This is a genomic window from Novosphingobium sp. FW305-C-30-35, from assembly GCF_058783135.1.
This window is the reverse complement of record NZ_JBYSYJ010000001.1, coordinates 234220-256920: the sequence shown is the minus strand read 5'-3', so window position 1 is coordinate 256920 and position 22701 is coordinate 234220. Positions and strand designations below refer to the sequence as shown.

The following is a 22701-nucleotide window of genomic DNA, read 5'->3' as shown; positions in this document are numbered from 1 at the left end:
TGCCGGAGAAGGGCAGCAACGACACGCCGCAGCCAGCGCCGCATACCGGCTCGCTGGCGCGGCGAATGCTGCTTATCGCGGCAGGATGGATCAGCGTCCTCCTGCTCGGCGGTGGTCTGGCGCTCGACCAGACGCTGACTGGGCTGGTCACCCGCAATTTCGATGAACAACTCGGCTATATGCTGACCGCAATGGTCGCCTCGGCCGAGATCGGGCCGGACGGTGAAGTCTTCTTCAACCGCCCCCTCGGCGACCAGCGCTTCCTTGAGCCCAACAGCGGCCTTTACTGGCAAATCTCCGGGCAAGGGCACGAGGACTTCCCTTCGCGCTCGCTGTGGGACCGTTCGCTCCGCACCGATCCCGATCAGAACTATGTCGACCCGAAGATCGACGACAGCGACCAGTTCGAGGGTGAGCGCCTGCGCATCATCAAGCGCTCTGTGATCCTGCCGGGTGCCAACACGCTGTGGGAATTTCAGGTCGCCGCCAGCCGTGGCGAGATCGACGCACAGATCCGGCGCATCCGCTCGATCCTGATCTGGTCTTTCCTCGCACTCGGCCTCGGGCTGTTCACCATGGCGGGACTGCAGACGTTCTACGGTCTTGGCCCCTTGCGTCGTGTGAGGCTGGCGATAGCCCGCATGCGCGAGGGCGGGGCTAGCCGCGTCACCGAACCCTTGCCCCTCGAAGTCCAGCCACTCGTGGTCGAACTCAACGCCCTGCTCGAACACTCCGAGCGCCAGGCCGAAGAGGCGCGCACCCATGCAGGCAATCTTGCCCACGCCCTCAAGACCCCGCTCACCGTGGTGATGAATGCGGCAACCGCCAAGGCCGATGATCTTGCCGATACGGTGATCCGCGAAGCTGCGGTCATGCGCCGTCAAGTCGACCATCACCTCGCGCGCGCGCGCGCTGTCGGTCGCCGCGCGGTGGGCATGTCACGCGCCCAGGTGTGGGAAAGCGCCGAAGCAGTGGAACGGGCTGTTGTCCGCCTCTACCCGAACGTGCGCTTCGACATGGACGGCAATCGCACCGCCGAGGTATCGATCGAGCGTCAGGATCTCGACGAGATCCTTGGCAACTTGATTGAGAATGCGGCCAAGTACGGCGGCGGATCGGTCTTCATTACCATCGACGCTGCACCCGCCGATCCGAAGTTCTGCGAAATCTGGGTCGAGGACGATGGCATCGGCATTCCCGAGGAGTCCCGCGAGCGTATCTTCGATCGTGGCGCCAGGCTCGATACCGGAAAGCCCGGGACCGGCCTTGGCCTCGCTATCGTGCGGGATGTTGCAGAAATCTACGGCGGCAGCGTCGAACTCAGGGAAAGTGAAGACCTCGGCGGGTTGCTGTCGGTGCTGCGATTGCCACGGAGTGCCACTGCCAAACAGTGATCACGCCCGCGGATGGGCATTCCGGTAGGCGTCCAGCAGCGTTGCCGCATCGACCCGGGTATAGATCTGGGTTGATGACAGGCTCGCATGGCCGAGCAGTTCCTGCAAGGAGCGCAAGTCGGCCCCGGCGCTTAGCAGGTGCGTGGCAAAGGAGTGACGCAGGGCGTGCGGCGTCGCCGTGGCCGGCAAACCTAGCGCAGTGCGCGCCCTTGCCACCGCACGTTGCACCATGCCCTGCGCCAAGGGACCGCCCTTCGCGCCGCGAAACAGCGGTTCGTCCTTGGCAAGTGGCCAAGGACATTGCGCCACATAGTCGGCAACACCCTCGCGCACGATCGGCAGCAGGGGAACGACGCGTTGGCGACCGCCCTTGCCGGTGATCACGACAGTTTCGCCCAGCGGCAAGGTTGAGGCGGGCAGCGCCAGCGCTTCGGCAATGCGCATTCCGGCACCATAGAGCAGAAGCAGGACGGCACGGTCGCGCGCGGCGATCCATGGTAGGCTCGCATCATCGGTGACCATTTCGGCAAGATTGACCGCTTCGTCTGGCGTGACGGGGCGCGGCAAGCCCTTCTTTACGCGCGGGCCTCGCAATCGTGGGCGGCTGGTGTCAGCATCTCCAGCCTGCTCGCGGGCGAAGGCGATGAAGGACTTGAGCGCCGAAAGTTCGCGCGCCGCAGAAACATTGCCCAGGCCATCGGCGCGGCGCTCGGCCAGATGATTGCGCAAGGTTGTAGCGTCGATCCGCGCGAGCGTTGACCAGCTTTGGCCTTCGGGCAAGGCATGAAGCAGGCGCGCGACGGTTGCGGTATAGGCGCGCACGGTATGGGGTGAGCGACGGCGGCCGAGAGCTAAGTGATTGTGCCAAGCCTCGAGAAAGTCCGCCGTGGTCATGCGCCGACCAGCGCCGCCGGCACGAGTTCCGCGAGCAGGGCTTCAAGCAGCGGCGCGCCCTGTTCGGTGACGCTCAGGCGTCCGCGGTCCTCGGCAAGATGGCCCAGCCGCACGTAGAAATCGCGTTTTGCCGGGTCGATAAGATCATTCGCAGTGAAGCCGAACCGCGCAGCGAGGGGCACCGGCTCGATACCCTCGGCCAGTCGCAGGCCCATCAGCACCGCTTCCATTGCCTGATCCGAGGGGATCAGATGCCGCTCCTCGGCAATGCCGTGCTTCTGCTCGCTTACCGCGCGCAGGAAGTTCTCAGGCTTCTTGTGCCGCACAGTCGCCGCGCCGAGCCTGCGCCCATGTGCACCGGGGCCGATGCCGACGTAGTCCTGATAGCGCCAGTAGGTGAGGTTATGGCGGCTTTCCTCGCCGGGGCGGGCGTGGTTGCTGGTTTCGTAGGCGGGGAGGCCGGCAGTGGCAGTCAGTTCGCGGGTGAGCGTGAACAAGTCGGCGGCCTGATCGTCGTCGAGTGGTGTGAGATGGCCTTCGCGCACCAGCGTGGCGAAGCGGGTGCCGGGTTCGATGGTCAGCTGGTAAAGACTGAGATGGCCGGTTCCGAAGGCCAGCGCGCGCTGCAGCTCTGCCTGCCATTGCGCTGGCGTCTGTTCAGGGCGGGCATAGATCAGATCGAAGCTGACGCGGCTGAAGTGGGACTGCGCCAGGTCCAGTGCGGCAAGGCTCTCCGTGACGCCATGCAGTCGGCCGAGAAACTTTAGCGTCTTGTCGTCGAGCGCCTGCAGGCCGAGCGAAACGCGGTTGATCCCAGCGCTTGCCAGCGCAGCGAAATTGGAAGCCTCGACCGAGCTCGGGTTGGCCTCAAGCGTGATCTCGATACCGGGGGCAAAGCCCCACAGGCCTTGTGCCTCACGCAGCAGCGTTTCGACCAGCGCTGGCGGCATGAGCGAAGGCGTGCCCCCGCCGAAGAAGATCGAGGTAAGCTTCCGGCCCGGCGTCAACTGCGCTTCATGGCGCATGTCCGCCAGCAGCGCCTCGGCCCAAGCCGCCATGTCCGTCCGATCACGGACGTGGCTGTTGAAGTCGCAATAGGGGCACTTTGCGAGGCAGAACGGCCAGTGGATGTAGAGCGCTAGGGCCATGGCCGGAGCCTTAGGCCGAAAACTGGTCCGCTACCAGCTTGGCGAAGGCGTCGGCGCGGTGGCTGATCGCGTGCTTTTCGGCCGGATCGAGTTCTGCGAAGGTGCGAGTGTCGCCCACGGGCACGAACACCGGGTCATAGCCGAAGCCCATTGTTCCGCGCGGAGGCCAGGTGAGAGTGCCATGCGCCCGGCCTTCGTAGACCGCGTGGGAGCCGTCTGGCCACGCGATGGCGAGCACGCAGGCAAAGTGGCAGCCTCTTTCCAACTCTGGGGCACTCTCCCCGGACTCTGCCGCAACTCTCGCGAACTCAGCCTCAACTCCCGCGAGCTTTCCCTCAACCTTGCCCATCGCCATGTACCAGTCGCGACCGGGCCCTCCCTCGAACACGTCCGCCTCGGCCCAATCCGCGGTGTAGACCCCCGGTGCTCCTCCGAGGGCGTCGACGCAGAGGCCGGAGTCGTCGGCGAGGGCGGGGATCTGCGAAGCCTCCGCCGCTGCCCGCGCCTTGATCAGCGCGTTCTCGACGAAGGTCGTGCCCGTCTCGGCAGGCTCCGGCAGGCCGAGTGCGCCGGCGGACAGGCACTCGATCCCGTAGGGGGCGAGAAGGGCCTGAATTTCCTTGAGCTTTCCGGCGTTGTGCGTGGCGATGACCAGCTTGCCGGTGCCGAGACGGGGCGAAGACATCAGCCGCGAACCGCCTTTTCCTGCGCCGCGAAGATCTCGTTGCAGCCGATGCGGGCGAGGCGGAGGAGGCGCAGGAGGCCTTCTTCGTCGTAGGTCGCGCCTTCGGCCGTGGCCTGCGCCTCGGCGATCTTGCCGCCTTCGATCAGGACGAAGTTGGCGTCGGCATCTGCCGAGGAATCTTCAATGTAATCAAGGTCGAGCACCGGCTGGCCATTGACGATGCCGCAGGAGATCGCGGCGACCTTTTCGGTCAGCGGGTCTTCCTTGATCGCGCCGCTATCAAGCAGCTTCTGTACGGCGAGACGCAGGGCGACCCAAGCGCCGGAGATCGAGGCGGTGCGGGTGCCGCCGTCGGCCTGGATCACGTCGCAGTCGAGCGTGATCTGGCGCTCGCCCAGCTTCTTGAGATCGGTGACGGCGCGTAAGCTCCGGCCGATCAGGCGCTGGATTTCCTGCGTGCGGCCGGACTGCTTGCCCTTGGCCGCTTCGCGGCTGCCGCGGGTGTGGGTGGCGCGGGGAAGCATCGAGTATTCCGCCGTAACCCAACCTTCGCCCTTGCCGCGAAGGAATGGCGGCACGCGCTCTTCCACCGAGGCGGTGACGAGCACCTTGGTATCGCCGAAGCAGATCAGGACCGAGCCTTCGGCGTGCTTGGTGAAGGCGGTTTCAATGACGATGGGGCGCATTTCATCGGGCGCACGGCCGGAAGGTCGCATGGATTTTCCCTCAAAAGTTTGGCCAGCCTCTGGCGCATCGGGCTTGAGCCTGCAAGAGCGTGGATTAGATTGTCACCATGCACGGCCCAACGCTCTCCGATCTGACCGACCGCGCACGCGAGATTTTCCGTCTCGTCGTGGAGGGTTATATCGCCAGTGGACAGCCGATGGGCTCCAAGGCACTGGCGGGGCCGGGGGGCGTGAACTTGTCGCCCGCTTCGATCCGCTCTGTATTGCAGGAACTGCAGGACGCCGGGCTTCTTGCTGCGCCGCATACCAGTGCAGGACGGATGCCGACGGAGGTGGGCCTGAGGCTCTTCGTCGACGGCATCATGCAGGTGGCCGAGCCCACCGTGGCCGAGCGGGCGCAGATCGAGCGCGGGCTCGCTCATGGCGGAACCATCGAGAATGCACTGGCAGCGGCCAGCTCGGCGCTGTCCGAACTGTCAGCGGGGGCTGCGGTGGTCATGGTGCCCAAGCGCGAGCCCCGGCTGGTGCAGATTTCGTTCGTGCCGCTCTCGCCCGTGCGGGCGCTCGCCGTGCTGGTCAGCGAGGACGGCGGGATCGAGAACCGGGTGATAGACTTGCCCGAGCCGGTGGGTGCTGCGGTGCTTGAGCAGGCTGGCAATTATCTGACGAGCCGGTTGCAGGGTCGCACGCTTGGCGAAGCGTCTGGCGTGGTGCGAGCGGAGATCGATGGGGGACGTTCGGCGCTGGATGCAGCCAGTGCCGATCTGGTGCAGCGCGGGCTGGTGGTGTGGACGCAGGATGCCGCGGCGCGACCAGTGATGGTCGTGCGCGGGCAGGCCAACCTGCTCGACGAAGCGGCGCTGAGCGATATCGAACGCGTCCGCCAGCTACTTGACGAACTGGAGAGCGCCGAGGCGATCGCGCGGGTGCTGGATGCCGCGCGCGAGGCGCAAGCGACGCGTATTTTCATCGGGAGCGAGAACCGCCTGTTCTCGCTTTCGGGGTCGTCGGTCATTGCCTCACCATGGCGCGACAGCGAGGGGCGGGTGGTCGGCGTGGTCGGCGTGATCGGCCCAACGCGGTTGAATTATGCGCGCGTCGTCCCCATGGTTGATTTCACCGCCCAGACGCTGGGCAGATTCATCGGACAAGACGGATTTTCGAGAAAATGAGCGATAACGAGACGCGCCCCACTGACGCTGAAGTCGAGGCGGAACTGAAGGGTGTGCCCGAGGACATGATCGACCAGTCTTCCGCCAAGGATTCCTCTTCAGGCGATGAAGCGGCCAGGCTGCGCGAGGAGCTTGAGGCGGCCAAGCAGGACGTGCTCTATGCCAAGGCCGAAACGCAGAACGTGCGCCGTCGCATGGAGAAGGACATCGCCGACGCCCGCGCCTATGCCGCGACCGGCTTTGCCCGCGATATCCTTTCGGTAGCGGACAATCTGGCGCGCGCCCTGGAATCGATCCCGGCTGACCTGCGCGAGGACGAGAAGTTCAAGAACCTCGTCGCCGGGCTTGAAGCCACGGGGCGCGAGATCGAGAAGGTGTTCGGCAGCCACGGCATCACCCGCATCGCCGCAATGGGCCTCCCGCTCGATCCACACCAGCACCAGGCGATGATCGAGATGCCCTCGGCCGATGCCGAACCGGGCACGGTGATCTCGGAGCTGCAGGCAGGCTATATGATCAAGGACCGTCTGCTGCGACCGGCAATGGTGGCAGTGGCCAAGAAGCCGGACTGATTTTATCACACGCTGATGCGTCCCCGCGGAGACGGGGACCTCAGCCGGTTTGCTTTGATGGTTCGTGAAAACACCGAGGCCCCCGCCTTCGCAGGGGCGCAGAGCTTTTTACCCTCCGAGCAATCCGACAATTTCATCCGTCGAATAGAGATCGGCGAATACGAAGGCCATGTTGTGGAGCGTCGCAGCGTGTTCCTCGTCTGACAGTGCGGCCATGGCATCGCCCGCCATCAGCACGCGGTAGTTGTGCTGCATCGCGTCGCGGGCAGTGCTTTCGCAGCAGCAGTTGGTGAGGGTGCCCGTAATCAGCACCGTATCTATGCCGCGATCCTGCAGGACGGCGTGGAGCATGCAGGTTCCGGGCGTGAAACCGCTGAAGCGGTGCTTGTCGATCACCGTATCGTTCGCGGCTACTTCGAGCGCTGGCCAGAGCTGCCAGTAATGCGCGCCCGGGGTGAAGGCCTCCTGGTGCCCTTGCGCCTTGCTCCCCATGCGAACCATGAAATTCGACCAGCTCGGGCCGCCATCGGGCGGTGTGGTGTAGCGGAGAAACACGTTGTGGCCGCCGCCGGCACGAATTGCGGCGCTGATGCGGTTGATATTGTCGACGATGGTGCGGGCCATCGGCACTTCTACCGGCGCGCCTTCCTCCATGAAGCCGTTCTGCATGTCGACGACGATATGGGCGAGCCGCGCGGGTTCGATATCTTGGAAGATATTGCCATCACCACCGCGCGTGGGGGCGAAGCGGGCAAGGATGGCGCGATGGTCAACGGCATGAGGCATGGCGGTCAGATCTCCTGCTGCCGGCCATCTTGCCTGTTCGCATGCCGACTGTCCTCAACAGGCTTTCGCGGTTTCGGCAGGAGAAACGCTGGATAAAACGCTTCATCGCAAGGCATGGAACGCGAAGAAGGTCGGCGCGTCGTCTCCGGGAAACGGAGATATATTATGCGCAAGATCATCATTGCATCGCTTATCATGGGTTCGGCCGTCACTTTGGGCGGCTGCGCGAGGAACTATGCAGGCGAGGGTGCTGCTGTGGGCGCCGCGGTTGGTGCAGGAATCGGCGCAGCGACTGGCGGCGACGTTGTGCAGGGTGCGGCCATCGGTGGCGCGGTTGGCGCGGTTGGCGGTTCGCAGATCCGCAAGCGCGACAATCGCTGCTATCAGGTCGATCGCTATGGCCGGGAATACGAAGTCCGCTGCTGATCAGCCTGGATTGAACGGAACAAGCGCGTCGAGCGCTTGCAATGGCGGGGCGGCCGGTGACGGTGCGCCCCGTCTTGCCATGAACCAGTGGCGGACAAGCTCAGCCTGCTGTTCGATGCCGTAGCGTTCGAACGGGCGGCCGGGATCATAGGTGTAGCTGTAGCGACAGAACGGGTGGCGCATCAGCGGGAGCCACCATCGGCCGCGTGTCTGGGCCTGCCAGACGTGGACCATTTCATGGATGAACAGCCCTTGGGCCGGAAGCGGTGCATCTGCGAAGTCGTGCTCGTAGTGCGGGCTGGCGGCAGCGAAGTGGAGGTGCCCCATCGGGGCCATGACCGTGGCCGTCGGCTGGAAGGGAAACCAGCGGCGGCGGCGGATGCGGACGGGTCGGGTGTCTACGGCGGCGCCAAACACTTCGAAAACCAGCGCGCATTCGCCTGGCGTGAGGCGGCGCTCCCCGCCAGGCGGGCAGGGAGCGTCGGCTTCTCTCACATCTTGCTCATGTCGTGGCCGGAATGGTCCATGCCTTCCATCGCCTCGGCGTCGCTGCCACCGCCGAGCGCTTCGACCTTGGCGGGAACGCTGACCTTGTCGCCATTGTCGAGCGTGATCGTGAGTTCCGTGGTGCCGCCGGCCTTGAGGCTGTCAGCCACGTCAAACAGCATTACGTGGAGACCGCCCGGCTTGAACTCCGCGCTCTTGCCCGCTTCGATCGGCACGTCCTTGACCTGCTGCATTGAGGAGATGCCGTTCTTCGTGACGGTTTCATGCATCTCGGCGCGCTGCGCGCCTTCGACATAGACCGAGGCGATCTTGCGCGGCGCGCCACTGCCCTGCGAGACGGTGAAGTAGGCAGCGCCCGGCGTGCCCGGCACTGCGGGCAGGCGGACCATCGCGTCGGTCACCGTGACGCCGGGTGCGCTTTCGGGACCGGCTGCGGCGCTGCTGCTGGCCTGATCCGTCGGATCTTCTGCCTTCTGGCCGCAGGCGCCGAGCGACAGGGCGAGGGCGGAAAGTCCAATGATTGCAAGCTTGCGCATGAAGGGCGACTCCTGTTGCCAATATGTGTCCCGAGGTAAGCGCGTGGGGGCCTTGTGCCAAGAAGAAGCGCACCTATATCGCGGACAATCGAGCCGCACATGGCGGTCTGCCCGGCAGGGGGATCGCTTTCCCACGCGGTGTCTTGAATGGAAGGAACTGGGGAACTCATGGCTAAAGTTATCGGCATCGACCTTGGCACGACCAACAGCTGCGTTGCTGTTATGGACGGGGGCACGCCCAAGGTCATTGAAAACTCGGAAGGTGCGCGCACCACGCCGTCGATCGTCGCATTCACCAAGGATGGCGAGCGCCTGATCGGCCAGCCGGCCAAGCGCCAGGCGGTGACCAACCCCGACAACACGATTTTCGCGGTGAAGCGCCTGATCGGCCGCCGCTTTGACGATCCGCTGACCCAGAAGGACACGGAACTCGTCCCCTACACCATCACCAAGGGCAAGAACGGCGATGCCTGGGTCAAGGCCGGTGGCCAGGACTACAGCCCGTCGCAGATCTCGGCCTTCACCCTGCAGAAGATGAAGGAAACCGCCGAGGCCTATCTCGGCGAGGCCGTGACGCAGGCGGTGATCACCGTGCCGGCCTACTTCAACGACGCGCAGCGCCAGGCGACCAAGGACGCCGGGCAGATTGCGGGTCTCGAAGTGCTGCGCATCATCAACGAGCCGACGGCTGCGGCGCTGGCCTATGGCCTCGACAAGCAGGACGGCAAGACGATCGCGGTCTATGACCTCGGTGGCGGGACCTTCGACATCTCGATCCTCGAGATCGGCGATGGCGTGTTCGAAGTAAAGTCGACCAATGGCGACACGTTCCTGGGTGGTGAGGACTTCGATACGGCGCTGGTGGAATTCCTTGCCGACAAGTTCAAGTCGAAGGAAAACATGGACCTGCGCGGCGACAAGCTTGCCCTGCAGCGCCTGAAGGAAGCCGCGGAAAAGGCCAAGATCGAGCTGTCGTCTGCCCAGACGACCGAAATCAACCTGCCGTTCATCACCGCCCGCATGGAAGGTGGCAGCACCACCCCGCTCCATCTGGTGGAGACGATCACCCGCGCCGATCTTGAAAAGCTGGTCGCAGGCCTGATCCAGCGCACGCTCGACCCCTGCAAGAAGGCTCTGGCTGACGCCGGTCTTTCGGCCAAGGACATCGATGACGTCGTTCTCGTCGGCGGCATGACCCGCATGCCCAAGGTCCGCGAAGTGGTGAAGGACTTCTTCGGCAAGGATCCGCACACCGGCGTGAACCCGGACGAAGTCGTCGCCATGGGTGCCGCAATCCAGGCTGGCGTTCTGCAGGGTGACGTCAAGGACGTGCTGCTGCTCGACGTGACCCCGCTTTCGCTGGGTATCGAGACGCTGGGCGGCATCATGACCAAAATGATCGACCGCAACACCACGATCCCGACCAAGAAGAGCCAGGTCTATTCGACTGCCGAGGACAATCAGCAGGCGGTGACGATCCGGGTCTTCCAGGGCGAGCGGGAAATGGCGCAGGACAACAAGCTCCTCGGCCAGTTCGACCTCGTCGGCATTCCGCCAGCCCGGCGCGGCGTGCCGCAGATCGAGGTGACGTTCGACATCGACGCCAACGGCATCGTGAACGTGAGCGCGAAGGACAAGGGCACCGGCAAGGAGCAGCAGATCCGCATTCAGGCGTCTGGTGGTCTGTCGGATGCGGACATCGACCAGATGGTCCGCGATGCCGAGAAGTTCGCCGAAGAGGACAAGAAGCGTCGTGCCGAGGCGGAAGCCAAGAACAACGCCGAAAGCCTCATCCACGCGACCGAGCGCCAGCTTGAAGAGAACGGCGACAAGATCGACGCATCGCTGAAGGCAGAGATCGAAGCCGCCATCGCCGAGGCCAAGACGGCTGTCGAAAGTGGTAACTCGGAAGAGATGACCGCCAAGACCCAGGCGCTCACTGAAAAGGCCATGAAGATGGGCCAGGCGATCTACGAGAAGGAGCAGGCTGCTGCGGCTTCTCCGGGCGCCGAGGCTCCGAAGGCTGATGACGACGTGGTCGACGCCGAGTTCTCGGAAGTCGACGACAACAAGTGATGTTGCGATGAAACCGGCCCGCCGCTCGCGCGAATGCGCTGGCGGCGGGTCTTCGCGTTAGGGAAGCGCAATGTCGGCCGAGATCGATTTCTACGAATTGCTCGAAGTTGAGCGGACTGCGGACGAGAAGCTCCTGAAGTCTGCATACCGAAAACTCGCCATGAAGTTCCACCCGGACAAGAATCCGGGCTGTGCCGAGAGCGAGGCCAAGTTCAAGCAGATCAACGAGGCCTATGCCTGCCTCTCCGACCCGCAGAAGCGGGCAGCCTATGACCGCTATGGTCACGCCGCGTTCCAGCAGGGCGCAGGTGGCGGCCAAGGTGGTTTCGGTGGTGGAGACTTCGGCGATATCGGCGATATCTTCGAGACGATCTTCGGCGGTGCGTTTGGCGGCGGTGGCCGTCAGCAGGCGCGGCGCGGCGCGGACCTGCGCTACGACATGGAAATTAGCCTCGAGGACGCATTCCACGGCAAGGAGACCGAGATCGCGGTCGAGGTTTCGCAGAAGTGCGACCCTTGCGGTGGTTCAGGCGCAACACCCGGCACTTCGGCGCGACGCTGCAACCTTTGCGGCGGGCACGGCAAGGTGCGGGCGCAGCAGGGCTTCTTCATGGTGGAGCGGGCCTGCCCGAACTGCCATGGCCGTGGCGAAGTGATCGAAAGCCCATGCAAGGCCTGCCGCGGCGAAGGCCGGGTAGATGCCGAGCAGCGGTTGCAGGTGAACATTCCGGCGGGCGTCGACAATGGCACGCGCATCCGCCTTGCCGGCAAGGGCGAGGCGGGGCCGTTCGGCGCGCCTCCGGGTGACCTCTACCTGTTTCTGCATATCCAGCGCCACAAGGTGTTCGAGCGCGAGGGCACGACGCTGCTGACACGCTGCCCGATCAGCTTCACGACCGCGGCGCTGGGCGGCGAGATCGAGATTCCGGGCCTCGACGGCAAGGTCCACACGATTGAAATTCCGGCCGGCATCCAGTCGGGCAAGCAGTTGCGCAAACGTGGCGGCGGGATGCCCGTGCTGCAGGGCCGCGGCATCGGCGATCTTGTCGTCGAAATCCACGTCGAGACCCCGACCAAGCTTTCGGCGCGCCAGAAGGAAATTCTCCGCGAATTCCAGGCGACCGAGACCGGTGAGGAATGCCCGCAGTCAAAGGGCTTCTTCGAGCGCATCAAGGATGCCTGGACGGATCTGACGGAGTAAGCTTGCCGCGTCCCCGCGCAGGCGGGGACCTGGGCGGTGTTACAGACCGGCTGCTTGAACCGACTGAGGCCCCCGCCTGCGCGGGGGCGCAGTTCAGCTCACTGAAATGCGGCAACGACTTCGGTGCGGACCCGGTCCACCAGTCCCGGCTCGGCCGTCAACCGCCCCTGCTCCTCCTCCAGAATCGCCAGGAAGGCGTCGCGCTTGAAGGCTGCGATCACTTCGCCTGGTAGCGGGTTCTCCACCGTGGAGCAGATCAGGTCGATCACGCGCTCGGCGCCGTGGAGGCGGCCCCACAGATAGTCGTTCTCGCGGTAGGCGCGGCTGAAGAACGCGCCGAAGTTGAAGAATTCGACCCCGCGCAGACACGCGAACGTGCCGCCCTTGCGGATGGACGTGGCATCATCTGGTGAAATGCGATCGACCTTTACCGGATCGAACTCGCCCATCCCCTCACCCTGCAGCAGCGGCAGAGTGGCGGTGTCGTAGAACGGAAAGCCCAGATAGGCGTGGAGGAAGCGGCGGCGCAGCGACTTGTCCATCTTTTCAAGTGCGGCCACGAGCATGGAATCGACCTGTAGGTCCAGCCCGACGAGATCGCGCCGCGTGGCGATTGCGTTGAGAACCGCGCCGGGATCGACCGTGGCCAAGGCAGCTGTTTCGGCAAAGCCCGGGCCGAGACTCTCGAAAGTCTCTCGACCCTGGTAGAGCGCCTGGGCACGGTAGACAGCATCTCGCGCGGCCTCGCGGTCGGTAATGCTGACGTTCTCACCTTCCTCCCAATCGTGCGTCAGGCGGCGGGCGAGCAGCTTGAGGCGGCGAATACGAAAAGAAAGATCGTGGGTGCGGAAGAAAACAATGGCCTTGTCGGTTGCGCCCCCCCGCAAGGCCGACAGGCGGTCGAGCCCCGTACTGGCAAGGTGATCCCACAAGGCAGCCTCGACCTTGTCAAGCGAGGCTGCAGCTGGCGCGGCTTCGTGGATCAGCGCCGCAAGATCGGTGACGATTCCGGCCAGCTTGGTTTGCGCATAGCCGTGGAAGGCATATCCCGCACGCTCGGCAGCAGCTTGCTGGGCCTTGTTGCGCCATGCGGTGAGCCGTCGCTGGTTGGGGTGATCGAAAAACAGGGTTCGGCCGAACAGCCCTTCCACGGTCTCCTCGATCTCGGGGCGAAGGGCATCGACGATGGTTCTAAGGCGTTGCCGTTGTCGTGATTGCCGCTCGAGCGATTCCAAGTTGTCGCGGATCGGCTGTTCGCGCGGGATCGAGGATAGCGAGCCGAAGATGGCCGAAAAGAAGCCGATCGTGCGCCCGCCCTTCGGCGCGATGCGCATGTGATCGGGACTGGGATCGACATATACGAAGCGTCGATCGACCTCACGACGCGCGGGTCTGTCACGAAGGACGCCGATGGCTTGCGCGAAGGGACGATTGACGAGCACCGCGCCATCGACGAGCGCCACGCTGCCAAGGTCGCCGCGCTTCCAATGGCTGGGCATGATGCGCTGGAGAAACTGCGAGCGTCCCGGCCAAGTGGCGCCACGTTCGGCGACGAGCTGATCGATCTCATCGATGACTAGGGGCGGAAATGCACCGGGGAAACTGGCTGTGGATCGGGCGGCAAGCACCAGTTCGGGGCATGGTGCGAGGTCCCGATTGCCATGCCTGCTGGTCGATCGACGGAAACCTATCGAGAGGCGGTGCTCGCTCTCGACCACCGTTTCGGGGCTGTTTAGGCGCAGTTCTTCGAGATGGCCGTTGAAGTCGGTCGCCGTTACCAGCAGGTCCATGGGATGGCCTTCGGGCAAAAGCGGATCGCCCATCGGCGTGGCTGCCATGGCGTCGAGCGCATCGGCGATCATTCGGGAAAAGCCGATGCCGCTGAAAGGCGGAGCGAACCAGCGCGCACGGATCAGGCGTGAGACCTTGCGGCGCACTTCGGAGCGAGTCTCGGGCGCGACAGTACTGCTGACGACATTTCCCGGCCGCTTCAGCACGAACCAGACAAGAGGTTGCGCCCAGAACTTGGCGAACCGGCTCCACGGCTTTGCGTCGGGATCGAGCAGGACGTCGATATCGGCGCGTTCAAGCCACATTGCCGTGAGAGGTTCCAGGCTTTGCCCCGTGGCAATGGCCTGCGCCAGAAACACGCCGTTTATCCCGCCGGCACTGGCCCCGGAGACGATATCGGGCAGAAGACGCAGCCGCAGATCACGGGTCAGGGCAATCTCTTCGAACAATCTCAGGTAAACCGCCTCGACACCACCGGGGCTCGGTTCATGCGGGCAGTGGAATGCCCGGCTTGCGCGCGTGGCGTGCCAGAGTTCCTTCGTTACTCCATGCATGTACACGGCAAGGCTGATGCCGCCGTAGCAGATGAGGGCGAGACGCAGTTCCTTCTGCCGCATTGAGGCACATTGGCACGCCAGCGCGTCGCGAACCAGAGGCTTTGGCGAGAAGGCGCGGATGTGGATGAAAGGAACGTCATGTTTGCCTGCGCGTTGGACGGAAAAGCTTCATCAGAAGGGACGAAACCATGGTCGAGCAACGTACGGTAGAAGTGCGTGAACCTGACGGGTCCGCACACACGCATACGACAGTCTATGACGAACGCCCGCGCAGCGGCGGCAGTGGCTGGCTGGTTGCCATTATCCTTTTGATCGCGCTGGTCGTTGGTGGCTATTTCATCATGCAGATGGCGGACAGTCGCGCGAGCCGCGACACTGCGATCGAGCGTGCCGCCGATAACGTAGGGAGCGCGGCCAAGGACATTGGAGACGCGGCGAAGGACGTTGCCGACGGCAAATAGATCCGCTCGGATCAGCCAAGAATGTAAACTCCGCCGACAGATTGTTTTTGTGGGCGGAGTTTTCTCTATATATTTCAGATAGATGTGAACTCCGGATTATGAGCTTGCCGGTGTCAGAGTAACCGACGCTTTACCCTTTGCGGTGTAAGACCGCCCCACTGGGCCATTCCGTGCCCGAGTGGGGTGACGAGTGCCGGGCAAATGATCCGCCTGTTCAAGCATTACATACCGCATTCCATCCTGCTGCTGGGCTTGCTGGACTTTGTCCTGTTGATCGGCGCCGGCGAACTGGGGTGGCAACTGCGCGCGCACCAGATCGGCATCGACCCGGGCATGGTGCCCATGCGGTTGACGCCATTGCTGCTGTTTGCGGTGCTGGTGCAGACCGCGATGATCGCAGTCGGTGTCTATGGCTCGGACGCGCTGCGTTCGATGCGCTACGCTACGGCCCGCCTGCTGGTGGCGGTGAGCCTCGGGATCATCGCCCTTTCCGTCGTCTACTTCATGCTGCCGGGGCGCACGCTGTGGCGATCGAACCTGTTCTACGCAATGTTCATCGCCATGGCCTTCCTGGTCCTGATCCGTCTGCTGCTGGGAGGACTTCTCGGGACATCGGCATTCCGTCGGCGCGTGCTGGTGCTGGGCGCCGGAGCGCGAGCGGATCGCCTGCGCAAGCTGGGCGAGCGGCCCGAGGCAGGCTTCGCCATTGTCGGGTACATCGGCATGAGCAGCGCCGCGCCGGTTGTCGAGGAAGCGATACACCGCGACGCGATCAACAACCTCACGCGCTATGTGGAGAATCTGGGTGTAAGCGAAGTCGTGCTGGCGCTGGAAGAGCGCCGAAATGCGCTGCCGCTGAAGGATCTGCTGCGGATCAAGACCACGGGGGTGCACGTCAACGATTTCTCGACGTTCATGGAACGCGAGACGGGCAGGGTCGATCTCGACACGGTCAACCCCAGCTGGCTGATCTTCTCGGACGGGTTTTCGTCGGGCCGCGCGCTGTCGAGTGCGGCAAAGCGTATCTTCGATATCACGGCGAGCTTGCTGCTGCTGGTCTTGACCCTGCCGGTGATCGTGCTGTTTGCGTTGTTGGTGAAGATCGACAGCAAGGGGCCGGCGTTCTTCCGCCAACGCCGCGTCGGCCTCTATGGCGAGCCGTTCGATGTGATCAAACTGCGCTCGATGCGTACCGATGCCGAGGTGAACGGTGCGCAGTTTGCGCAGGAGAACGACCCCCGCGTGACCCGGATCGGCCGCTTCATTCGCAAGGTCCGCATCGATGAACTGCCACAGACATGGTCGGTTTTGAAAGGCGAGATGAGCTTTGTCGGCCCCCGTCCCGAGAGGCCCGAGTTCGTATCGGATCTTGAGGAAAAGCTGCCGTATTACGCCGAGCGACATATGGTGAAGCCCGGCATCACGGGCTGGGCGCAGATCAATTATCCCTATGGTGCATCGATCGAGGATTCGCGGCACAAGCTCGAGTACGACCTTTACTACGCCAAGAACTACACCCCTTTCCTGGACCTGCTGATCCTTCTTCAGACTCTGCGCGTCGTGCTCTGGCACGAGGGCGCTAGGTAAGGAGGCGCCGTGATGCAGACCCCCTTGTCATGGCAGGGCTTCGGGCAATGGGCATTTCTCATTGCCGCGTTCTGCTTCCTGATGCTGACAGGCTGGCGCTGGGAGCGCCGGCGTAACGCGCAGGAGGGGTCTGCCCGGGCAGAGCTTGGTGCCTTCATCGTAAGCGGTGCCTGGGCGCTTGTGGTCGCAGGCACCGGATATGCGACGCTGGTCGCGCAGGTATTCGAAAGCTTCCGCACTTTCGCCTGGCTCAGCCTCGCGTTCGTGCTGTTTTCCCGCGATGGGCGCCATACGAGTGTGGCGCCGATCAGGCCGGTTATGGCGGCGCTGATCTTCGTCGAAACACTGCAGTTCATCCTGCTCATGCTGAATGTGCGTTATGGCGGCAACGCTGCGGCTCAGGCGATGATCTTCCAGATCTCGATGCTGTTCCGGCTGCTGGTTGCAACGGGCGCGCTGGTGCTGGTGCATAACCTCTATGCCGGGGCCATGGCGCAACAGCGCGTGGCGCTGCGCTGGAGCTGCATCGCGATGGCAACGGTTTGGGGATACGACCTCAACCTTTACACGATTGCTTATCTCGCGCGGACCTTGCCGGTCGAACTCGAAGCCATGCGCGGCGTGGCGCAGATCGGCGTCGCCCTGTTGCTTGCCATTGGTGCGGTGCGAGGACGGTCGGCGCTGCGCTTCTCACCGTCGCGCGCGGTGGCGTTCCAGTCGCTCTCGCTGCTGGTGATCGGCGCCTACATGATCCTGATGGTTGGCGCAGCCCAATCGCTGACCTGGCTCGGCGGCGACGCCGGGCAGCTTGCGCAGCTGGGCTTCGTGTTCGTGACCAGCGTGCTCGTGCTGGCCATTCTGCCCTCGGGGCGCCTGCGTGGCTGGATGAAGGTCATGCTCGCCAAGCACTTCTTCCAGCACCGCTACGACTATCGCTCGGAGTGGCTGCGCTTCACCCGAACGATCGGCCGCGGTGGCACGCATGCGCCGTCATTGCATGAGCGCGTGGTCCAGGCGGTCGCCGACATCACCGACAGTTCAGCGGGCCTGCTTCTGTGCCAGGGCGAGAATGGCGAGATGGTGCTTTCCGCGCGCTGGCAATGGCCGACTGCCGACGTTCCTGCCGAGGCGCTGTCGATCGACCGGGTCGACTTTTTCGAGAAACGGGGGTTCATTGTCGACCTCGACGAACTGCGTGCCGGCGTGAACCATCAGGGCGAGGATGCTGCCGTGCCCCAGTGGCTGGTGGAAGAGCATTCCGCCTGGGCTCTAGTGCCGCTGCTTCACTTTGATCGTCTCGTCGGTCTGGTGGTGCTCGGGCGCCCGCAAGTGGCGCGAAAGCTCGATTGGGAGGATTTCGACCTGCTGCGCGTCGTCGGCATGCAGCTGGCCAGCTACCTCGCCGAGCATGCGGGCCAGTCGGCGCTGCTCGAGGCGAGCCGGTTCGAGGAATTCAACCGTCGCATGGCGTTTGTCATGCATGACATCAAGAACCTTGCCAGCCAGTTGAGCCTGCTTTCGCGCAATGCCGAGAAGCATGCGGAAAATCCGGCATTCCGGGCGGACATGCTGATCACGCTGCGCAATTCCGCCGACAAGCTGAACGCTCTTCTGGCCAGGCTTTCGCGCTACGGTGGCAATGCTGCAGAGCGCGTCGAAGACATCGATGCGAGCGAAGTGATCCGCGCAGTGGCCAATCGCTACAATGCGCCGGGGCAGTTGCAGGTCCACGTCACGCATGATGCGCCGTGCCGTGTCCTGGCCAACCGTGAAGTGCTCGAGCAGGTGGTCCTGCATCTGGTGCAGAACGCGATCGACGCCAGCGCCGAGGGCATGGCAGTTTTCCTGCAATGCAACGTCGACGGGCTCTACGGCACGATCGAAGTCATCGACACCGGTTGCGGAATGAGCGCTGAATTCATCCGCAATCGGCTGTTCCGGCCATTCGTATCGACCAAGCAAGGCGGGTTCGGCATCGGTGCCTACGAAGCGCGCGAAATGGTGCGGGCAATGCGCGGCAAGCTTGAGGTTGAAAGCCGCGAAGGGCTGGGCAGCCGCTTTACGGTGCGCCTGCCGCTGGCGGCAGCGCAGGGGTTGATCAGTTCGATTGAGGGGGAAAGCACCCCCCATGGGAAAAAGGTGGCATGATGAGTGACGCAAAGTCCGGACAGCGACCGGTGCTGCTGATCGTCGAGGACGATCCGGGTCTGCAGGCTCAGCTCAAATGGGCCTACGAGGACTTCGAGGTCGTCATCGCCGGCGACCGGGCAACGGCGTTGACGCTGCTCCGGTCGGAAGAGCCCGCTGTCGTGACCCTCGATCTCGGCCTTCCGCCCGATCCGGATGGAACGACCGAGGGGTTTGCCGTGCTTGACGAGATCATGGCGCTGCGTCCCCAGACCAAGGTGATTGTCGCCAGCGGGCACGGTGCGCGGGAATCGGCCCTGAAGGCGATCGAGAAGGGCGCCTACGATTTCTACCAGAAGCCAGTGGACATCGACGCGCTGGGCCTGATCGTGCGGCGCGCACTGCATTTGTCCCAGATCGAAGCGGAAAACCGTGTCCTGGCGACGCGGGCCTCGTCGGACAACAAGGTGCTTGGTCGCATGATCACGGCTGCACCGGAGATGATCAAGGTGGCGCGTACGATCGAGCGCGTGGCCAACACCAATGTCTCGGTCATGCTGCTGGGAGCCAGCGGTACCGGCAAGGAGCTTCTTGCACGCGGTCTGCACGATTGTTCGGGCCGGGCACAGGGCGCATTCGTCGCGATCAATTGCGCGGCCATCCCCGAAAACCTGCTGGAAAGCGAACTGTTCGGGCATGAAAAGGGTGCGTTCACCGGCGCGGTAAAGACGACCGAGGGCAAGATCGAACTGGCGAGCGGTGGCACGCTGTTCCTCGACGAGGTCGGCGACATCCCGCTGCAGTTGCAGGTGAAGCTGCTTCGCTTCCTGCAGGAGCGAACCATCGAGCGGATCGGTGGGCGGCGGTCGATCGAGGTCGACACGCGCATCGTCTGCGCAACGCACCAGAACCTCGAGGCAATGATAGCTGACGGCCGCTTCCGCGAGGACCTTTACTATCGCCTGGCCGAGATCGTCGTGCGCATTCCGGGGCTGGCCGAGCGTCCGGGCGATGCGACGCTTCTCGCCAAGTCATTCCTGCTGCGCTTTGCAAAGGAGATGAATCCTTCGGTCAAGGGCTTCGCGCCCGATGCGCTGGCCGCCATCGATGGGTGGAACTGGCCGGGTAACGTGCGCGAGCTTGAGAACCGGGTAAAGCGCGCGGTAATCATGGCCGACGGGAAGCTCGTCTCTGCGGCCGACCTCGATCTGCCGACGGGCGAGTCGCAGGAGGCCTCACCTCTCAATCTCAAGACTGCGCGTGAAGTGACCGATCGCAAGGTCATTCGCCATGCCCTTGCGCGAAGCGAGGGCAACATCTCCAGCACCGCGCGGCTGCTTGGCATCAGCAGGCCCACGCTTTATGACCTGCTCAAGCAGTACGATCTCCATAACTAGGTTCACCGCAGCCGCGCTGGTTGCACTGGTCCTTGGCGGACCGGTGCGGGGCGACGTGCCGGCGGACCTGCTCGCCAAGGCGCGCGATGCCATCGCGAAGCGCGACGGCATCGCAGCCGAGGCGCCGTTACGGGCGGCGATTCGGCAGGGAGCGTCCCCCGATGACGTGCGAGCGGAACTCGGCGAGGCACTGCTCCTGCAAGGGGACCGGCGCGAGGCGCGCAAGGTGCTTTACGGCGGTGACTTCCGGGCCGAAAGCGCTGCGCATGGCTGGCAACTGCGCGGACGCATCGAGCTAATGGACGGCCGGCTGGCAGCGGCCGGGCAGGCGCTGGACCAGTCCTATCGCCTCTCGCCGGACAATGCTTCGTTGTGGGTCGACATTGCACGGCTGCGTTTCAGCGGCGGCGAGCAGGCCCAGGCGATCGAGGCGGCAGAGCGTGCGGTAGAGTTGGCGCCCCAAGACCCACGCGCGCTTGAATTGCGGGGGTTGCTGATACGCGAACAGTTTGGCCTGCAGGCTGCATTGCCCTGGTTCGAGGCAGGGCTTCGCGCTGCGCCCAATGACGTGGGGCTGCTGGGCGAATATGCTGCAACGCTTGGCGACATGGGGCAATACCGAGCCATGCTGGTCGTCTGCCGCAAGCTGGCCAAGCTCGATCCCGGCAATGTCCGCGCGCTCTATCTTCAGGCGGTCCTGGCGGCGAGGGCAGGGCAGACCGATCTGGCCCGCAAGATCCTGCTGCAGACTGGCACTGCCTTGCGCGACATGCCTGCGGCTATGCTGCTCAACGGCATTCTCGAATATCGCGCCGGCAACGCCAACCTTGCCGTCGGCCATTTCGACCGGCTGCTGCGCGTGCAGCCCGATAACCTGCAGGCGCGAATGCTGTTGGTGCGGGCTCTGGAACGACAGGGCCTTCATCAGCAGGCGAGCGAGATTGCGTCTGCCTGGGCGAAGCAGGACTTTGCCACGCCTTATCTGCTGGTGCTCGCCGGCGATGCCGAGGCGGGTCTTGGGAACAAGCTCGCCGCCGCGTCCTACCGGGAACGATCAAAGGCAACTGGCCAACGCACTGCGACGGTTATTTCCGCAGATCAGCCATTGCCTGTGCTCGCGTTGGCGTATGGCGATGCGCCAAACTTTGCGGCGAACGCCGTGCCCTACATCCGCGGACTGATCGCGAGCGGCAATGCTGGTCAGGCTGTGTCGGTTGCGGACCGTCTCCGGCTTGCCAATCCCGGCGCAGCAGAGGCGTGGCTGCTGGCAGGCGATGCCCGGCTCATGGCTGGGGATCAAGCCGGGGCGCTTGACCAGTACGGTCGGGCAGCGGTCATTCGCTTCAACCTGCCGACACTGCAGAGAATAGACTACGCCTTGCGTGCAATTGGTAAGCCCGTGGAAGCAAACGGCGTTCTCGCCCGCTACTTGCGGCAGAACCCTGGCAGTCCGCAGGCCCTGAAGCTGCTGTCTGCGGGACGCGCTGCATTGGGTGACAATTCCGGGCAGGACGCGATCGAGGGCATCCTGCAGCAGCGAGCATTGCGCCATCCGTCATGAACTCTGTCCTCGACAGAGGAGCGCCATGACCTTAATCCGAATTCAACCGAACGATTAAATGCGGAGACGGATCATGGCAGGGGCGCTCGAAGGGCTGACGGTACTCGAATTCGCAGGGATCGGCCCCGGACCGTTTGCCTGCATGATGCTGGCGGACCATGGCGCGCGCGTCATCCGTATCGACCGACCGGCAAAGGGTGACCGTGTTGGGGACAGCGGAAACCGCGATATCCTGAACCGCAATCGCGAACGGATCGAGCTTGACCTCAAGGACCCCGTCGCGATCGCCCGGATCCGCGAAATGGCGAAGGACGCCGATGCCATCGTCGAAGGCTATCGCCCCGGCGTGATGGAGCGGCTTGGCCTGGGACCGGATGTGTTGCTCACCGACAATCCCAAGCTGGTCTACGGGCGCATGACCGGGTGGGGGCAGGAAGGGCCGATGGCTCCGCTTGCCGGGCATGACATCAATTATATCGCGCTGGCCGGCGCACTTCACAGCTTCGGTCAGGCGGGCGGAAAGCCGCAGTTCCCCATCAACCTTGTCGGAGACTTCGGCGGGGGTGGCATGCTGATGGCGTTCGGTGTGATGGCCGCCGTGTTCTCGGCGCAGCGCACTGGCAAGGGGCAAGTGGTGGATTGCGCCATGGTGGATGGCGCGGCGATCCTTTCGGCCATGACCTATACTTTCCTGGGGCTTGGCCGGTGGAAAGACGAGCGCGGCGTCAACCTGCTGGATGGCGGCGCGCACTTCTATGACACCTATGAAACGAGCGACGGCAAGTGGATCTCGATCGGTTCGATCGAGCCACAGTTCTATGCCCTGCTGCTGGAAAAGACCGGCCTGAAGGACGATCCCGCTTTTGCCCCGCAGATGGACCCGCGCGTCTGGCCGGACCTGAAGGCGCGACTTGCCGCCTTGTTCCTGACCAAGACGCGAGACGAATGGTGCGCGATCATGGATGGCACCGACATCTGCTTCGCTCCGGTTCTCAGCTTGCGCGAGGCTCCAAAGCATCCCCACAACACCGCGCGCGAGACGTTCGTCGAAGACGAGGGGATGGCCATGCCTGCGCCGGCGCCGCGTTTCCTCGGTACGCCCGCGCCCAAGCCCTCACTGGCCGGGCGGGGCTGAGA

General features: G+C 64.0%; 20 protein-coding genes. 12 read left to right on the top strand and 8 right to left on the bottom strand.

Annotated features, from left to right (window positions below; translation table 11 throughout):
• Positions 1 to 65: 65 nt before the first annotated feature.
• Positions 66 to 1394 carry a sensor histidine kinase gene (locus AC3WLM_RS01410; RefSeq protein ID WP_230487846.1) on the top strand — a complete coding sequence of 443 codons (1329 nt, stop codon included), beginning with the start codon at positions 66 to 68 and terminating at the stop codon, positions 1392 to 1394.
• On the opposite strand, the gene AC3WLM_RS01405 is transcribed toward AC3WLM_RS01410, so the two are convergent.
• From AC3WLM_RS01405 to rph, 4 genes are read right to left on the bottom strand one after another with little or no spacing between them, the layout of a single operon-like run.
• Positions 1395 to 2288 carry a tyrosine recombinase XerC gene (locus AC3WLM_RS01405; RefSeq protein WP_492476381.1) on the bottom strand — a complete coding sequence of 298 codons (894 nt, stop codon included), beginning with the start codon at positions 2286 to 2288 and terminating at the stop codon, positions 1395 to 1397.
• Complete coding sequence (gene hemW, locus AC3WLM_RS01400) at positions 2285 to 3436, bottom strand: radical SAM family heme chaperone HemW (RefSeq protein WP_492476380.1); 1152 nt, start codon at positions 3434 to 3436, stop codon at positions 2285 to 2287. Before hemW ends, AC3WLM_RS01405 begins: the two co-directional genes overlap by 4 nt.
• Positions 3437 to 3446: 10 nt before the next feature.
• Positions 3447 to 4121 carry an RdgB/HAM1 family non-canonical purine NTP pyrophosphatase gene (gene rdgB / locus AC3WLM_RS01395; RefSeq protein WP_039331102.1) on the bottom strand — a complete coding sequence of 225 codons (675 nt, stop codon included), beginning with the start codon at positions 4119 to 4121 and terminating at the stop codon, positions 3447 to 3449.
• Positions 4121 to 4837 carry a ribonuclease PH gene (rph, locus tag AC3WLM_RS01390; RefSeq protein ID WP_144907197.1) on the bottom strand — a complete coding sequence of 239 codons (717 nt, stop codon included), beginning with the start codon at positions 4835 to 4837 and terminating at the stop codon, positions 4121 to 4123. Before rph ends, rdgB begins: the two co-directional genes overlap by 1 nt.
• 77 nt (positions 4838 to 4914) lie before the next feature.
• On the opposite strand from rph, the gene hrcA reads away from it, so the two are divergent.
• Together hrcA and grpE are read left to right on the top strand one after the other, a co-directional pair.
• A complete protein-coding gene (hrcA, locus tag AC3WLM_RS01385) occupies positions 4915 to 5979 on the top strand; it encodes a heat-inducible transcriptional repressor HrcA (protein WP_193828171.1) in 1065 nt (354 codons plus the stop codon).
• A complete protein-coding gene (gene grpE, locus AC3WLM_RS01380) occupies positions 5976 to 6551 on the top strand; it encodes a nucleotide exchange factor GrpE (protein WP_427464903.1) in 576 nt (191 codons plus the stop codon). Before hrcA ends, grpE begins: the two co-directional genes overlap by 4 nt.
• 108 nt (positions 6552 to 6659) lie before the next feature.
• On the opposite strand, the gene AC3WLM_RS01375 is transcribed toward grpE, so the two are convergent.
• On the bottom strand, positions 6660 to 7337 hold the full coding sequence (locus AC3WLM_RS01375) for a cysteine hydrolase family protein (RefSeq protein ID WP_492476379.1): 678 nt from the start codon (positions 7335 to 7337) through the stop codon (positions 6660 to 6662).
• Between the two features lie 165 nt (positions 7338 to 7502).
• Between AC3WLM_RS01375 and AC3WLM_RS01370 the strand changes: the two genes are divergently transcribed.
• Positions 7503 to 7763 carry a YMGG-like glycine zipper-containing protein gene (locus AC3WLM_RS01370; protein ID WP_039331092.1) on the top strand — a complete coding sequence of 87 codons (261 nt, stop codon included), beginning with the start codon at positions 7503 to 7505 and terminating at the stop codon, positions 7761 to 7763.
• Here AC3WLM_RS01370 and AC3WLM_RS01365 read toward each other — a convergent pair whose 3' ends face one another.
• Entirely contained in the window at positions 7764 to 8258 is a 495-nt protein-coding gene (locus AC3WLM_RS01365; RefSeq protein ID WP_492476378.1) for a vgr related protein, read from the bottom strand.
• Positions 8255 to 8806 carry a copper chaperone PCu(A)C gene (locus tag AC3WLM_RS01360; protein ID WP_492476377.1) on the bottom strand — a complete coding sequence of 184 codons (552 nt, stop codon included), beginning with the start codon at positions 8804 to 8806 and terminating at the stop codon, positions 8255 to 8257. The genes AC3WLM_RS01365 and AC3WLM_RS01360 overlap by 4 nt, the downstream gene beginning before the upstream one ends.
• A 168-nt stretch (positions 8807 to 8974) precedes the next feature.
• Between AC3WLM_RS01360 and dnaK the strand changes: the two genes are divergently transcribed.
• The gene (gene dnaK, locus AC3WLM_RS01355) at positions 8975 to 10882 is read left to right on the top strand and encodes a molecular chaperone DnaK (RefSeq protein ID WP_492476376.1); all 1908 of its coding nucleotides are present in this window, start codon (positions 8975 to 8977) and stop codon (positions 10880 to 10882) included.
• Between the two features lie 70 nt (positions 10883 to 10952).
• On the top strand, positions 10953 to 12083 hold the full coding sequence (dnaJ, locus tag AC3WLM_RS01350; protein ID WP_492476375.1) for a molecular chaperone DnaJ: 1131 nt from the start codon (positions 10953 to 10955) through the stop codon (positions 12081 to 12083).
• Positions 12084 to 12181: 98 nt separating this feature from the next.
• On the opposite strand, the gene AC3WLM_RS01345 is transcribed toward dnaJ, so the two are convergent.
• Positions 12182 to 14491, bottom strand: coding sequence for a patatin-like protein (locus AC3WLM_RS01345; protein ID WP_492476374.1), 2310 nt, complete (start codon positions 14489 to 14491; stop codon positions 12182 to 12184).
• A gap of 128 nt (positions 14492 to 14619) precedes the next feature.
• Here AC3WLM_RS01345 and AC3WLM_RS01340 point away from each other — a divergent pair, with 128 nt between their 5' ends.
• The 6 genes from AC3WLM_RS01340 to AC3WLM_RS01315 all read left to right on the top strand — a co-directional run bounded on the left by AC3WLM_RS01340 (position 14620) and on the right by AC3WLM_RS01315 (position 22699).
• On the top strand, positions 14620 to 14892 hold the full coding sequence (locus tag AC3WLM_RS01340; protein WP_230487827.1) for a hypothetical protein: 273 nt from the start codon (positions 14620 to 14622) through the stop codon (positions 14890 to 14892).
• 201 nt (positions 14893 to 15093) lie between these two features.
• Positions 15094 to 16479: a TIGR03013 family XrtA/PEP-CTERM system glycosyltransferase gene (locus AC3WLM_RS01335; protein ID WP_492476373.1), complete on the top strand. Its 1386-nt coding sequence runs from the start codon at positions 15094 to 15096 to the stop codon at positions 16477 to 16479.
• A gap of 12 nt (positions 16480 to 16491) precedes the next feature.
• A complete protein-coding gene (gene prsK / locus AC3WLM_RS01330; protein WP_039331080.1) occupies positions 16492 to 18627 on the top strand; it encodes an XrtA/PEP-CTERM system histidine kinase PrsK in 2136 nt (711 codons plus the stop codon).
• Positions 18627 to 20003, top strand: a complete 1377-nt coding sequence (prsR, locus tag AC3WLM_RS01325) for a PEP-CTERM-box response regulator transcription factor (protein WP_492476372.1) — start codon at positions 18627 to 18629, stop codon at positions 20001 to 20003. Before prsK ends, prsR begins: the two co-directional genes overlap by 1 nt.
• Entirely contained in the window at positions 19969 to 21564 is a 1596-nt protein-coding gene (locus AC3WLM_RS01320) for a tetratricopeptide repeat protein (RefSeq protein WP_492476371.1), read from the top strand. The genes prsR and AC3WLM_RS01320 overlap by 35 nt, the downstream gene beginning before the upstream one ends.
• Positions 21565 to 21637: 73 nt before the next feature.
• A complete protein-coding gene (locus AC3WLM_RS01315) occupies positions 21638 to 22699 on the top strand; it encodes a CaiB/BaiF CoA transferase family protein (protein ID WP_492476370.1) in 1062 nt (353 codons plus the stop codon).
• Positions 22700 to 22701 lie beyond the last annotated feature (2 nt).

What these genes read in the sequence shown, in the direction of transcription:
- AC3WLM_RS01340 (WP_230487827.1), top strand. Translation starts at nt 14,620, where the DNA reads ATGGTCGAGCAACGTACGGTAGAAGTGCGTGAACCTGACGGGTCCGCA.
- rph (WP_144907197.1), bottom strand. Translation starts at nt 4,837, where the DNA reads ATGCGACCTTCCGGCCGTGCGCCCGATGAAATGCGCCCCATCGTCATT.
- hrcA (WP_193828171.1), top strand. Translation starts at nt 4,915, where the DNA reads ATGCACGGCCCAACGCTCTCCGATCTGACCGACCGCGCACGCGAGATT.
- AC3WLM_RS01410 (WP_230487846.1), top strand. Translation starts at nt 66, where the DNA reads ATGCTGCTTATCGCGGCAGGATGGATCAGCGTCCTCCTGCTCGGCGGT.
- AC3WLM_RS01370 (WP_039331092.1), top strand. Translation starts at nt 7,503, where the DNA reads ATGCGCAAGATCATCATTGCATCGCTTATCATGGGTTCGGCCGTCACT.
- AC3WLM_RS01335 (WP_492476373.1), top strand. Translation starts at nt 15,094, where the DNA reads ATGATCCGCCTGTTCAAGCATTACATACCGCATTCCATCCTGCTGCTG.
- dnaJ (WP_492476375.1), top strand. Translation starts at nt 10,953, where the DNA reads ATGTCGGCCGAGATCGATTTCTACGAATTGCTCGAAGTTGAGCGGACT.
- prsK (WP_039331080.1), top strand. Translation starts at nt 16,492, where the DNA reads ATGCAGACCCCCTTGTCATGGCAGGGCTTCGGGCAATGGGCATTTCTC.
- AC3WLM_RS01375 (WP_492476379.1), bottom strand. Translation starts at nt 7,337, where the DNA reads ATGCCTCATGCCGTTGACCATCGCGCCATCCTTGCCCGCTTCGCCCCC.
- rdgB (WP_039331102.1), bottom strand. Translation starts at nt 4,121, where the DNA reads ATGTCTTCGCCCCGTCTCGGCACCGGCAAGCTGGTCATCGCCACGCAC.
- AC3WLM_RS01320 (WP_492476371.1), top strand. Translation starts at nt 19,969, where the DNA reads ATGACCTGCTCAAGCAGTACGATCTCCATAACTAGGTTCACCGCAGCC.
- AC3WLM_RS01360 (WP_492476377.1), bottom strand. Translation starts at nt 8,806, where the DNA reads ATGCGCAAGCTTGCAATCATTGGACTTTCCGCCCTCGCCCTGTCGCTC.
- AC3WLM_RS01315 (WP_492476370.1), top strand. Translation starts at nt 21,638, where the DNA reads ATGGCAGGGGCGCTCGAAGGGCTGACGGTACTCGAATTCGCAGGGATC.
- dnaK (WP_492476376.1), top strand. Translation starts at nt 8,975, where the DNA reads ATGGCTAAAGTTATCGGCATCGACCTTGGCACGACCAACAGCTGCGTT.
- prsR (WP_492476372.1), top strand. Translation starts at nt 18,627, where the DNA reads ATGAGTGACGCAAAGTCCGGACAGCGACCGGTGCTGCTGATCGTCGAG.
- grpE (WP_427464903.1), top strand. Translation starts at nt 5,976, where the DNA reads ATGAGCGATAACGAGACGCGCCCCACTGACGCTGAAGTCGAGGCGGAA.
- hemW (WP_492476380.1), bottom strand. Translation starts at nt 3,436, where the DNA reads ATGGCCCTAGCGCTCTACATCCACTGGCCGTTCTGCCTCGCAAAGTGC.
- AC3WLM_RS01405 (WP_492476381.1), bottom strand. Translation starts at nt 2,288, where the DNA reads ATGACCACGGCGGACTTTCTCGAGGCTTGGCACAATCACTTAGCTCTC.
- AC3WLM_RS01345 (WP_492476374.1), bottom strand. Translation starts at nt 14,491, where the DNA reads ATGCGGCAGAAGGAACTGCGTCTCGCCCTCATCTGCTACGGCGGCATC.